This is a genomic window from Acidovorax sp. (assembly GCF_046294525.1).
Lineage (GTDB): Bacteria > Pseudomonadota > Gammaproteobacteria > Burkholderiales > Burkholderiaceae_C > Acidovorax.
Map to the genome: position 1 here is coordinate 18748 of NZ_JBKBKQ010000042.1, position 12232 is coordinate 30979.

Here is a 12232-nt window from a genome sequence, read left to right on the forward strand (position 1 = left end):
GCGAGTCCCCTCGGTGCAATATGGAGTGTGTTTTTGGGTGCCACGCGGCTACCAAGCCGAACGGTGTGCGCGGCAATGGTCGCCGTCCAAGCTGTCAGTCTGCTGTCCTTGGTATCAGGGTAAACGCGGGGTCGATTCCGTGGGCCCATGAAAAACGCCCTGCGCCGCAGGTGCGGGGCAGGGCGTTGGAGCCAGCCGGCAAAGGCTGGATCGCGAGGCTACAGCGAGTCGATGAAGCTGCGCAGCTTGTCAGAGCGGCTGGGGTGCTTGAGCTTACGCAGCGCCTTGGCTTCTATTTGGCGAATGCGCTCGCGGGTCACGTCGAATTGCTTGCCCACTTCTTCCAGCGTGTGGTCGCTGGTCATCTCGATGCCGAAACGCATGCGCAGCACCTTGGCTTCACGCGGCGTGAGGCCGTCCAGGATGTCCTTGACCACATCGCGCAGGCCTGCCTGCATGGCGGCTTCGATAGGCGCGGTGTTGGCACCGTCCTCGATGAAGTCGCCCAGGTGGCTGTCGTCGTCGTCCCCGATCGGCGTTTCCATGGAGATCGGCTCCTTGGCGATCTTCATGATCTTGCGGATCTTGTCCTCGGGGATTTCCATCTTGGCCGCCAGGATGGACGCATCGGGCTCAAAACCAAACTCTTGCAAGTGCTGGCGGCTGATGCGGTTCATCTTGTTGATCGTCTCGATCATGTGCACCGGGATACGGATGGTGCGCGCCTGGTCGGCGATCGAGCGGGTGATGGCCTGGCGAATCCACCACGTGGCGTACGTCGAGAACTTGTAGCCGCGGCGGTATTCGAACTTGTCCACCGCCTTCATCAGGCCGATGTTGCCTTCCTGGATCAAGTCGAGGAACTGCAGGCCGCGGTTGGTGTACTTCTTGGCAATCGAGATCACGAGGCGCAGGTTGGCCTCGATCATTTCCTTCTTGGCATCGCGCGAGGTGGCCTCGCCTTCGTTCATGCGCTTGTTGATGCCTTTGAGCTCGGCCAGCGGCACCACGACGCGCGACTGCAGGTCGATCAGCTTTTGCTGCAGGTCCTGGATGGGCGGGATGTTGCGCGCCATCACCGCCGACCAGGGCTTGCCAGCGGCAGCCTGCTTCTCGACCCATTGCAGGTTCAGCAGGTTGGGCGGGAAGTCCTTGATGAAGGTCTCCTGCGGCATGCCGCACTTGTCCACGATGATGCGGCGCAGCTCACGCTCCTTCTTGCGCACATCGTCCACCTGGCCGCGCACCATGTCGCACAGCTTTTCGATGGTCTTGGCGGTGAAGCGGATGGTCATCAGCTCGGCCGACAGGGCCTGCTGGGCCTTGATGTAGGCAGGCGTGCCGTAGCCTTCCTTGTCGTACACCTTGTGCACTTTTTCAAACAGCTCGCGCAGCTTGTCAAAGCGCTCCAGCGCCTGCTTCTTGAGTTCTTCGAGCTTCTTGGTCAGCGCCTTGCTGCCGCCCTTGCCGTCGTCATCGTCGGCCTCGTCGAATTCGTCGAAGTCTTCTTCGGCGACATAGTCGTCGGCCTCATTGGGGTTGGAGAAGCCGTCCACGATGGTCGAGATGACGACCTTGCCTTCGCGGATTTCCTCGCCCATGTTGAGGATCTCGGCGATGGTGGCGGGCGATGCACTGATCGCCTCCATCATGGCCATCAGGCCGCCTTCGATGCGCTTGGCGATTTCGATTTCGCCTTCGCGGGTCAGCAGCTCCACGGTGCCCATTTCGCGCATGTACATGCGGACCGGGTCGGTGGTGCGGCCGAATTCCGAGTCCACGGTGGACAGGGCGGCTTCGGCAGCTTCTTCGGCTTCTTCTTCGGTGGCACCTGCGGGAGCGTTGTCCGTGATGATCAGCGCTTCGGCGTCAGGCGTCTGCTCGTACACCGCCACGCCCAGGTCGTTCAGGGTGGTGATGACGGCTTCGAGGGTTTCGGCATCGACCAGCTTGTCGGGCAAGTGGTCGTTGATTTCAACGTGCGTGAGGTAGCCGCGTGTCTTGCCCAGCTTGATCAGGGCCTTCAGGCGCGCGCGGCGCTTGGCCATGTCTTCTTCGGACAGGACGGTTTCATCCAGGCCGAATTCCTTCATCAAGGCGCGTTCCTTCGCCTTGCTGATCTTCATGCGCAGGGGCTTGACCTTTTCGACCGCGGCCGCAGCCTCGGGCACCTCTTCGACTTCGCCTTCCAGATCGGCTTCGATGTCCGACAGGTCCGTGTCGTCGCCGCTCTCATCGCTGGCAGCTGCGGCCTTGGGCTTGCGGCCCCGCTTGGCGGGGGCAGCCTTGGCTTCGGCGGCGCCAGCGGCCTTGGCGGGGCGGCCGGGGCGCTTCTTGGGGGTGTCGTCTTCAGAGGAGGCAGCGGCCGCCTTGGCGGGCTTCTTCTTCAGCAATTCATCGGCAGCTTTGGTCAGCTCGGCAGAACTTTTCACGGGCACAGTTTTCACTTTCTTGGCAACCGGGGCGGGTGCGGCAGCGGCCTTCTTGGGGGCGGCCTTTGCCGGGGCCTTGGCGGCGGTTTTGGAGACAGCCTTGGCGGCAGGGCCTGGAGCGGACTTGGACGGCTTCGCGGACTTTTGAGCGGGCATGAAGAACCTCAGATTCAAAAACGGACACAAAGAAACGCAAGCGCCACAGATCCCGGCGCGGGTGGCAGCAACAGGCTGGAACAAGCCTGGCGCTTTGAGGGGAAGCCCTCAGGGGCAAGATGTCTGGGCGATCATTTGGTGTGCAGTCCTTGCGATGGGTGGGCCCAAGGGCGCTGAGGTGCGCGCAGGTGTGGAGGCCCGGCTCGGAGGTGCTGCTGTCGCTCTTGCCGCTAACTAACCCTACATTATACCTTTTTGACCTATTTCAAGCTGTCCGGCCTGCTGGCTGCTCCAGAATCCTGCGTTTTTCTGCCAGCAGGCGGTAGCGCTCCAGCGCAGACGGGTCCTGCGCCACCTGCAGCACCAGCAGCTTTTGCTGCTCCTTGATGTCTTCGATCTGCATGCGGTTGAGCAGGTCGCGCAGCTCCAGCCGAAGCTCCTGCACGTCGCCCTCGGTCTGTGCATGCGATCCCGTCATCACCTTCACGGCCAGCGCCTCGCACTCATGGTCGCGAAGGCTTTCCCGCAGCACGGCCCAGGGCAGCGGGCCGTGTTCGTGAAATTGGGCTTCCAGCCACGTAAACAAGGGGCCATGGGGCGAGGGCTGGGCGCACAGGCTGGCGTGGTCGTCGTGCGTCAGCTCTTCCAGAAACGCCATGTGCGACAGCAGCAGCCGTGCCGCATGGTCGATGCGGCTGGCCGTGGGGGTACGGGGCAGACGGGGCTGCGGGGGCCAGGGCGCTGCGTCGCGGTCTTTTTTCTTCCATCCGCCGCTGCTTTTCCAGTCGCCCCCCTTACGAATCGGCGGTTTGCCCTGCGCAGGGTAGCCGCTCTGGCCGTACGGGTTGGGGCTGCCATACGACTCATACCCTGCATAACCGGTCGAAGCTGGCTCGCCGGCCGGGGCCCATCCATCCGCGTCCGGTGGCAGGTCCCATGCGGGCGCCTCGCCTGGGGCGGGCGGGGCAGTGTGGCGGGTGGGGGCGGCGATGGCACCGGGGCCTGGGTGGCGGGGGCCATCGCGGCCGGTGGCGGGGGCCCACAGTTCGGCCAGATCGCGCGCATTCAGCTGCGTCTTGTCGGCCAGATCGCTCAGCAACTGGCGCTTGAGCACGCCATCGGGCAGCGCCGTCCACAGCGGACGGGCGTTACTGGCCATGTGCGCGCGGCCCTCTGCCGTGGCCAGGTCGCAGCCCTCGCTGGCGGCGTCCACCAGAAAACGGCTCAGCGGCACGGCATCAGCGACGGCGCGGGCAAAGGCGTCGGTGCCGTGCGCGCGGATAAAACTGTCCGGGTCATGCTCGGCCGGCAGGAAAAGGAACTTGATGCTGCGCGTGTCACTGGCGTGGGGCAGGGCGCCTTCCAGTGCCTTGCGCGCAGCGCGGCGGCCGGCGGCGTCGCCGTCAAAGCTGAACACCACCGCGTCGGTAAAGCGCAGCAGCTTGTGCACATGCTCGGGCGTGCAGGCCGTGCCCAGCGTGGCCACCGCGTTCGGAAAACCCAGCTGCGCCAGGGCCACCACATCCATGTAGCCTTCGGTGACCAGCGCATAGCCGTGCTCGCGGATGGCGGTGCGCGCTTCGAACAGGCCATACAGCTCGCGGCCCTTGTAGAACACCGGCGTTTCGGGCGAATTGAGGTATTTGGGCTTTTCATCGCCCAGCACCCGCCCGCCAAAGCCGATGCACTCACCCTTGACGTTGCGGATCGGGAACATCACCCGGTCGCGGAAGCGATCGTAGCGCTTGTCTTGCCCGTCCTCGCCCACGATGACCAGGCCGCTTTCCTCCAGCAGCGGGTCGTCGTAGCTCGGGAACACGCTGGCCAGGCTGCGCCAGCCCTCGGGCGCGTAGCCCAGACCGTAGCGCTTGGCCACGTGGCCCGACACCCCCCGGCCCTTGAAGTAGCCAATGGCGCGCTGCGAACTGCGCAGGTGCTTGCGGTAGGCGTCGGCCGCCTTCTCCAGGACATCGGTCAGGGTGGCCTGCTTCTGGCGCGCGGCGGCGGCGCGCTCGCGTTCCTGGGGCGAGATGTCGTCGTCCGGCACGGTCAGGCCCACGCTCTGGGCCAGGTCCTGCACGGCTTCGACAAAACCCATGCCCGCGTGGTCCATCAAGAAGCTGATGGCGTTGCCGTTCTTGCCGCAGCCAAAGCAGTGATAGAACTGCTTGGACGGGCTGACGCTGAAGGAGGGCGACTTCTCGCCATGGAAGGGGCACAGCCCCATGAAATTGGCTCCGCCCTTCTTGAGTTGCACGTAGCGGCTGACGATGTCGACCACGTCAACGCGGGAAAGCAGCTCTTGGATGAACGACTGGGGTATGGACACCCGGCCAATTGTCTCCCAAGGCGCCCGGCCGGCTGCGCCCCCCACTTCAGCCGCGTGTCAGGCCCGCTTGGTCTAATGCGTGCAAAGCACACCAAGGAGACAAGCCGCATGACGCCCACCAGCATCTTCGACCAGCACCTGCCCCGCAACGAAGCCAACTTCGCCGCCCTGTCTCCCCTGTCGTTCATCGAACGCACGGCCGAGGTCTACCCCGACCGCCTGGCCATCGTGCACGGCGAACTGCGCCAGACCTGGGCCCAGACCGACGCCCGCTGCCGCCAGCTGGCTAGCGCGCTGACGAAGGCTGGCATCGGCAAGAACGACACCGTGGCCGTGATGCTGCCCAACACGCCCCCCATGGTGGAGGCGCACTTTGGCGTGCCCATGGCCGGCGCCGTGCTTAACACCCTCAACACCCGGCTGGACCCCGAGGCCATAGCCTTCATGCTGGACCACGGCGAGGCCAAGGCCGTGATCGTGGACCCGGAATTCACCGGCACCATGGCCAAGGCGCTGGCCCTGCGCACCGCCACCACGCCCATCCGTGTGATCGAGGTGCAGGACGCGCTCTACGGCCCCGCTGCGCAAAGCCTGGGCGGCACCGACTACGAGGCCTTTGTGGCCAGTGGCGACGCCGCCTTTGCCTGGAGCCTGCCCGCCGATGAGTGGGATGCGATTGCGCTCAACTACACGTCGGGCACCACCGGCAACCCCAAGGGCGTGGTCTACCACCACCGGGGCGCTGCCGCCAACGCCATCAGCAACGTGCTGGAGTGGGACATGCCCAAGCACGCGGTGTACCTGTGGACGCTGCCCATGTTCCACTGCAACGGCTGGTGCTTTCCGTGGACCATTGCGGCGCGGGCGGGTGTCAACGTGTGCCTGCGCCGCGTGGACGCGCAGGCCATCTTCGACGCCATCCGTCAGCATGGCGTTACGCACTACTGCGGCGCTCCCATCGTGCATGGGCTGCTGGTGAACGCTCCCGAGGCCATGAAGGTGGGTGTACCCGCAGGCGTCAAGGCCATGGTGGCGGGCGCTGCGCCACCGGCCTCGATGATCGAAGGCATGGAAAAAATGGGCTTCGATTTGACCCATGTGTACGGCCTGACCGAGGTGTACGGCCCCGCTACCGTGTGTGCCAAGCACGAGGCCTGGGATGCGCTCGACATTGGCGAGCGCGCCCGCCTCAACGCCCGCCAGGGCGTGCGCTACCACCTGGAGCGCGACGTGCGCGTGCTGGACCCCGAAACGATGTTGCCCGTGCCGCAGGACGGCGAGACCATGGGCGAGATCATGTTCAAGGGCAACATCGCCATGAAGGGCTACCTCAAGAACCCCAAGGCCACCGACGAGGCCTTTGCAGGCGGCTGGTTCCACAGCGGCGACCTGGCCGTGCAGTACCCCGACGGCTACATCAAGATCAAGGACCGCAGCAAGGACATCATCATCTCGGGCGGTGAGAACATCTCGTCCATCGAAGTGGAAGACGTGCTCTACCGCCACCCCGACGTGCTGGCCGCCGCCGTGGTGGCCAAGCCCGACCCCAAGTGGGGCGAGACGCCTTGCGCGTTTGTGGAGCTGAAGGCCGGCGCGCAGACCACGCCCGAAGACATCGTGGCGCACTGCAAGAAGCACCTGGCGGGCTTCAAGGTGCCGCGCGCCGTGGTGTTTGGCGAGCTGCCCAAGACCAGCACCGGCAAGATCCAGAAGTTTGAACTGCGCAAGCAGGCCGGGTCGGCAGCGGCCATCAACGTGTAATGCGATTAAAAAAATGATAGCTGCCAGCGCTTGCTGGATAAGCGCTGGCAGCCATTTTGGTTTGATTTTTAACGGTGCCCGCTGCACAGCTTGCCAGCCCGACCGTGGCACGGCACGATGCGCGGCATGACTTCACCCGCGCCCCTGAACCCCGCAGCTGTGTTTGCGGCCAGCGAACATACGATCCACAACCTCGCGCAGCTTGAATCCCTTCTGGGCACGCCCAGCGAAGCCTCCGTAGCCAAGGAGCTGCCCCGCGTGCACCCCGGCTACCGCGCCATGATCGAGGCATCCCCCTTTGCCGTGCTGGCCACCCAGGGCCCCGGCGGGCTCGATGCCTCGCCGCGTGGCGACCCGGCCGGCTTTGTGCAGGTGCTGGACGACGACCAAACCCTGCTGCTGCCCGAACGCCGCGGCAACCACCGCGCCGACAGCCTGCGCAACATCGTGGCCGACCCGCGCGTCGCGCTGCTCTTCCTCATCCCCGGCGTGGGCGAAACCCTGCGCGTGAACGGCCGCGCCCACATCAGCGTTGCGCCCGAGCTGCTGGCGCGCTTTGTGGTCAACCGTAAACCGCCCCAATGTGTGCTGGTGATCAAAGCCGAATCGGTGTATTTCCAGTGCGCCCGCGCCATCCAGCGCTCGCGGCTTTGGGACCCTGTACCGCCCGGCACGCCACGGCCCGTGCCCACGCCCGGCGCGCTGCTCGCGTCCATCACGCAGGGCAGTTTTGACGGCGAAACCTACGACCGCGAACTGCCCGCACGCCAGCAGGCCACGCTGTACTGAGAGGCTGAGAGGAACTGGCCCAACGAAAAGAAAAGGCGGACGCATGGACGGCGTATGGTGGGTGGTGGTGCTGGGCGCGGCGGCGGCAGGCTTTGTGCAAGGCCTGTCGGGCTTTGGCTTCAGCATGGTGGCCATGTCCTTCTGGGCCTGGGCTTTGGAACCCCGCCTGGCCGCTGTGCTGGCCGTGTGCGGCGCACTCACCGGGCAGGTCGTGGCGGCCGCCACGGTGCGGCGCGGCTTTGACAAGGCCCGCCTGCTGCCCTTCGTGCTGGGTGGCCTCGCGGGCATCCCCCTTGGCGTGGCCCTGCTGCCCCGGCTGGACATGGAGGCCTTCAAGCTCGTGCTGGGCACGCTGCTGGTGCTGTGGTGCCCCGCCATGCTGCTGGCCCGCCAGCTGCCCCGCATCACCGCCGGCGGCCGCGTGGCGGACGCGGCCGTGGGCCTTTCGGGCGGCGTGATGGGCGGCCTGGGCGGCTTCACCGGCGTCCTGCCCACGCTGTGGTGCACCCTGCGCGGGCTCGACAAGGACGTGCAGCGCGCCATCATCCAGAACTTCAACCTGGCCATGCTGCTGGTGACCTTTGCCACCTACGCCGCCACCGGCCTCATCAGCCGCGCCACGCTGCCCCTGCTGGCGCTGGTGATCCCGGCGATGCTGGTGCCGTCACTGCTCGGCGCCCGGCTGTACCTGGGCATCAGCGAGGCGCGGTTCAAGCAGGTGGTGCTGGGGCTGCTCACGCTGTCAGGCGCGGCGATGCTGGTGGCGAGTTTGCCGAAGCTGTTGGCAAGATGGGGGTGATCGAGAGAATGCTCACCTATTGATAGCTGCTAGCGATTGATGGACAAGAGCTAGAGGCTGATTTGGCCTATATTTTTCCGTTTGTGCCCAACGCAGCGTGTCATTTCGGGTGCTGCATCGAATCCAGCGGACTGGCCGTGCCACCAGCCGCCACCTTCAGGACATGGGTGTAGATCATGGTGGTAGACACATCGCTGTGGCCCAGCAACTCTTGCACGGTGCGGATGTCGGTGCCCGACTGCAGAAGGTGTGTGGCAAAGCTGTGGCGCAGTGTGTGCACAGACACGGGTTTGTAAATACCGGCCTGGGCTACCGCCTTCTTGACGGCCCGCTGCAGCCGCTCCTCAAACAAGTGATGCCGCCGCTGCACGCCCGAACGTGGGTCCACAGAAAGGGTGGGTGAGGGAAACAGCCAGAACCAGCCCCATGTGTGTCCCACCTGGGGGTACTTTAGCTCCAGCGCATGCGGCGTTTGCACACCACCGCGCTGCGCCTGCCGCTCCTGTTCCCACACGCCTCGCGCGTGCAGCAGCTGCGAGCGCAGCGTGGGCCCCAGGGTGCGCGGCAGCATGACGACCCGGTCTTTGTTGCCCTTGGCCTCCCGGACGATGATCACATGGCGGTCAAAATCCACATCCTTGACGCGCAGGCGAAGCCCCTCCATCAGCCGCATGCCTGTGCCATACAGCAATTGCGCCAGCAAACGCATGTCTGCATCCAGAAACTGAAACAAGGCAGCGACCTCATCCCGCGTCAAAACGCTGGGAATGCGCCGCTTCTGGGCGGGGCGGTTTACGCCCTCCAGTCAGGGCAAATCGACGCCCAATACTTCGCGATAGAGAAAAAGGACCGCGCTGAGTGCTTGGTTGTGGGTAGAGGCAGACACGTGCCGTTCTGTTGCCAACATCGTGAGGAACGCTTCGACCTCGGCCGCCCCCATGTCGCGCGGGTGCCGCATGACCCCGCCACGCCCGTGCCAACGGATGAAAAAACGCACCCAGTGCAGATAAGCCTTTTCGGTGCTGAGGCTATAGTGAAGGTAGCGAATGCGCTCCCGGACCTGATCCAGAAGGCGGGGGGAGCGCAATTCAGGCGTGCCGGGTTTCATGGAATTTTTATACCTGTGTTTTCACACAGTGTATCGGCCGCCACCTCAAGCTGCAAGCCACTTTCAGGAGGTTCCCGTGTCCAGAATATCCCGCAAGGTCCAGTTTATCCCGCAGGTTTTGCGGTCTAAATTACGTTAGACCTCATGCTTTCAGCCGCTACCGGTTTGCGCCGCACGCCACGAGTTCTTCTCGGCTGGCTTGCCGTCCCGCTCATAACCGGCGCAGCTCTCCTCGGTTGGCTGCTGCTCGAAACCTGCGAGAACTCTCGCCTTAGAGAGCTCCCTTCCCCCGACAGACAATGGAAGCTGGTGGTCTTCGAGCGGACCTGCTCAGGAACTGTTGCTTGGACGACCCACGTATCCGCAATACCCGAGAGCGATGCGCTCCCGAACTCGCCTGGGAATCTGCTGGTGTCTTTCGAGCGGCATGGTTCCTTGGTCGGGAAGTCCATCCGTGAGCCGGAGGTGCGAGCACGTTGGCAAGGAGCCAGATCAGTCGAGCTGGAGTACAGTTCCGCCGCTCCGATTCAGTCCGCCGTGTCGGAATTGGGCGGCCTCCGCATTATTCACACGCGTACCCCATGAGGTCTAACAGGTCGTTCGACACGGACACGCAACGGCATTGCGCCGCGAAGCGTGCTGGCGAGCGTACGCCTCGCGGCGCAATGCCGTTGCGCGCCGGTCAACTCCAACGTTAGGCGTCAAAACGTGCAGCAGATGCAACCAACCCAGTCAGAACTTGCGGAGGCCATCGCAACCGCGACACGCTCAGCGGTGTTGGACTTGTTCCGAGAGCATCGCGAGACCTTCTACTACGTCACACTGATCACAACTGGCGAAGCACATCCACCGTTCTTGGTGGCTTGGTCACAGGAGGCATTGGCATCTGAGGCAGAAAAAGGCGAGCCTGGCGATGAGTGCTACCTCAAATGGTCTTATGCCGAATCACCATACATGTGCTACGGAGATCAGCACTTCGTCGAGGTGAATCGCCTATTTGGGTTGCGTCCACGGATGACTTCAGGAATGACATCCGCAGAATGGGACGCCGAGTTCGACAGCCGCCTAGATGCAATGGAAGTTGCAATGAAGCAGCTTGACGATGAAGGCGTCTTTGGCCGAGGTGACACCAGGGCCAGCCTCTTCATAAATGTAGAAGTGATGCCGCCGGACATTACGAACACCGAAAGAGCTCTAAGGTTGAACCGTGAAGACTCCCCGGTGCTGGCCATCTGGCTAGAAGAGATGGCGGAGAAATGACGCCTAACCCTTCCATCGAGAGGGACGTCCAAGAGCTATCGCTCTTGGCCGCCCCTCATGTCAAACGTTAGGCCCCTCATGAACTTGCGTTCTTCCGAAGTGGCGTTCTTGAAGGCACTGGCTCTTTCCAACGAGTCGTGGTCGCAGGCTGCGATCGAGGCGCTGTCCGACCCACCATCCGCGGAATGGAGCGAACAACGGGCCGCCTGGGCTGCGCTTGCGGCGCACTTGTCCAACCCGGAAGCACGCGAAGCCTTTCACGCTGTGTTGAGTGAGCTGCTATCCGGCCTCACTCATTCATTCCTTGTCACACTGGACGGTGGCTCATCTCTCGCAGAGACGACGTCACTTACCATCCAAGATGATCAAGGCATCACGTTCAAGTCGTTTTTGCATGAGTTTTGGCCAACTTATGGTGGTGCCGCCGGTGCCTAAATTACGTTAGGCAGTATGCATGACGCAGCAAGAAGAGCCGTTAATCAGCGAGTTGCGCACATTCTTGGGCTCCTACGCAGAACATGATCCGGACTGTCCAGCATTCAATCTCACTGGCCCAGCGGTCAATGATCCAAGCAACTGCATATGTGGCTTAATCATCCGGCAGAACGAATTCATCGCAAAGCTTGCTCATCGGCTCAGCGTTGGCGGCGGTCTATCCTGAGCAAGAAGCCATGTTGCTGCCTAACCCATCATTCCAGCGGACCACCTACGGCGGCCGCTGAATTCAAACGTTGAATGGGCGATAAGCACCATGGGAACATCCAGCACAGCTCTCTTCTCGGACGATGTGGCCTGCGACATCCGCGACGAGTTCATCGAAATGTTTAGCACGGGTGCCGATCCCGCCGAGGTGACGGAGGCCTTAATTCGATCCTGGTCTGAATCAATTCAAGACGTGGACGATGGACCAGTCTTCTGGCTGGCCCTCGCTGCAACTCAGTGGAAATATGGCTGCCTCGATGAAGAGGTGCGGAACCGTGCCGTTGAAGTCATTGACTGCGATTTAGACATCAAGCGTTGGGAAGGATCTTCCATCGCGCGTAGACGCACTGTGCTTCTTTTGCTACGGAAAAAGCTGTTCTCTCCGCAACCTGCATTTCGACGCCCGCACCGTCGAAAACCGGTTGTTGTGCCATCGAATAAAGTCGCATCTCCCGATGGCCGTGCACTGGCAACAGCGTACGAACTTGGAAAAAGCCCACACCCGGATGCGCCGCGCATGCAGGTCTTTGTCGAGATGGAAGCCTCTGGCTCGAAGGGTGGAGGTGGCGTATTTGTCGCCACCTGTGAGTTCAAGGAAGTCTCTCTGACTTGGATTGATACGGAAACGCTTCAAATTGCATATCCCGAATCGGCGATCTTGAGTGAAAAGAAGGCAAGCCTTTTCTACTTCGGGCGGACCATTAAGCTTGCATATGCGCCGCAAGCCATTCAACAGATCGCTCCAGCGGACGGTTTCGCCGCCCGCTGAGCTTTGCGTTAGGCGTCGCAAGGCGCTTTGAGAGGAGTCAGATGAAGCTGATGCGAGATGACGAGTTGTATGAACTTCTGATGATCGACTACCAAATATCAGAGGTCGATCGGCTCAACAGAGTTCT

Annotated in this window: 8 protein-coding genes and 1 pseudogene; 6 read left to right on the top strand and 3 right to left on the bottom strand. The window is 62.9% G+C overall.

The window, feature by feature from the left end; translation table 11 throughout:
• Nucleotides 1-218 precede the first annotated feature (218 nt).
• Entirely contained in the window at nt 219-2588 is a 2370-nt protein-coding gene (gene rpoD, locus ACK4HJ_RS22400) for an RNA polymerase sigma factor RpoD (protein WP_409835686.1), read from the bottom strand.
• Between the two features lie 265 nt (nt 2589-2853).
• Nucleotides 2854-4917 (bottom strand): DNA primase, encoded by a 2064-nt coding sequence (gene dnaG / locus ACK4HJ_RS22405; protein ID WP_409835688.1) that lies wholly within the window; start codon nt 4915-4917, stop codon nt 2854-2856.
• Between the two features lie 108 nt (nt 4918-5025).
• Between dnaG and ACK4HJ_RS22410 the strand changes: the two genes are divergently transcribed.
• The 3 genes from ACK4HJ_RS22410 (at nt 5026) to ACK4HJ_RS22420 (ending at nt 8266) form a co-directional block, all read left to right on the top strand.
• Nucleotides 5026-6678, top strand: coding sequence for an acyl-CoA synthetase (locus ACK4HJ_RS22410; protein ID WP_409835690.1), 1653 nt, complete (start codon nt 5026-5028; stop codon nt 6676-6678).
• Nucleotides 6679-6795: 117 nt separating this feature from the next.
• A complete protein-coding gene (locus ACK4HJ_RS22415) occupies nt 6796-7467 on the top strand; it encodes a pyridoxamine 5'-phosphate oxidase family protein (protein ID WP_409835691.1) in 672 nt (223 codons plus the stop codon).
• A gap of 43 nt (nt 7468-7510) precedes the next feature.
• Nucleotides 7511-8266 carry a sulfite exporter TauE/SafE family protein gene (locus ACK4HJ_RS22420; protein ID WP_409835693.1) on the top strand — a complete coding sequence of 252 codons (756 nt, stop codon included), beginning with the start codon at nt 7511-7513 and terminating at the stop codon, nt 8264-8266.
• Nucleotides 8267-8366: 100 nt separating this feature from the next.
• Here ACK4HJ_RS22420 and ACK4HJ_RS22425 read toward each other — a convergent pair.
• Nucleotides 8367-9374: pseudogene (locus ACK4HJ_RS22425) on the bottom strand (integron integrase).
• Between the two features lie 717 nt (nt 9375-10091).
• Between ACK4HJ_RS22425 and ACK4HJ_RS22430 the strand changes: the two are divergent.
• From ACK4HJ_RS22430 to ACK4HJ_RS22440, 3 genes are all read left to right on the top strand, one after another.
• The gene (locus ACK4HJ_RS22430; RefSeq protein ID WP_409835699.1) at nt 10092-10634 is read left to right on the top strand and encodes a DUF4303 domain-containing protein; all 543 of its coding nucleotides are present in this window, start codon (nt 10092-10094) and stop codon (nt 10632-10634) included.
• A gap of 78 nt (nt 10635-10712) precedes the next feature.
• On the top strand, nt 10713-11069 hold the full coding sequence (locus tag ACK4HJ_RS22435; RefSeq protein WP_409835695.1) for a hypothetical protein: 357 nt from the start codon (nt 10713-10715) through the stop codon (nt 11067-11069).
• Between the two features lie 316 nt (nt 11070-11385).
• Nucleotides 11386-12105 carry a hypothetical protein gene (locus tag ACK4HJ_RS22440; RefSeq protein WP_409835697.1) on the top strand — a complete coding sequence of 240 codons (720 nt, stop codon included), beginning with the start codon at nt 11386-11388 and terminating at the stop codon, nt 12103-12105.
• Nucleotides 12106-12232 lie beyond the last annotated feature (127 nt).

Excerpts from the sequence above, each read along its gene's own strand:
- rpoD (WP_409835686.1), bottom strand. The coding sequence starts at position 2,588 with ATGCCCGCTCAAAAGTCCGCGAAGCCGTCCAAGTCCGCTCCAGGCCCT.
- ACK4HJ_RS22410 (WP_409835690.1), top strand. The coding sequence starts at position 5,026 with ATGACGCCCACCAGCATCTTCGACCAGCACCTGCCCCGCAACGAAGCC.
- ACK4HJ_RS22415 (WP_409835691.1), top strand. The coding sequence starts at position 6,796 with ATGCGCGGCATGACTTCACCCGCGCCCCTGAACCCCGCAGCTGTGTTT.
- ACK4HJ_RS22420 (WP_409835693.1), top strand. The coding sequence starts at position 7,511 with ATGGACGGCGTATGGTGGGTGGTGGTGCTGGGCGCGGCGGCGGCAGGC.
- ACK4HJ_RS22430 (WP_409835699.1), top strand. The coding sequence starts at position 10,092 with ATGCAACCAACCCAGTCAGAACTTGCGGAGGCCATCGCAACCGCGACA.
- ACK4HJ_RS22435 (WP_409835695.1), top strand. The coding sequence starts at position 10,713 with ATGAACTTGCGTTCTTCCGAAGTGGCGTTCTTGAAGGCACTGGCTCTT.
- ACK4HJ_RS22440 (WP_409835697.1), top strand. The coding sequence starts at position 11,386 with ATGGGAACATCCAGCACAGCTCTCTTCTCGGACGATGTGGCCTGCGAC.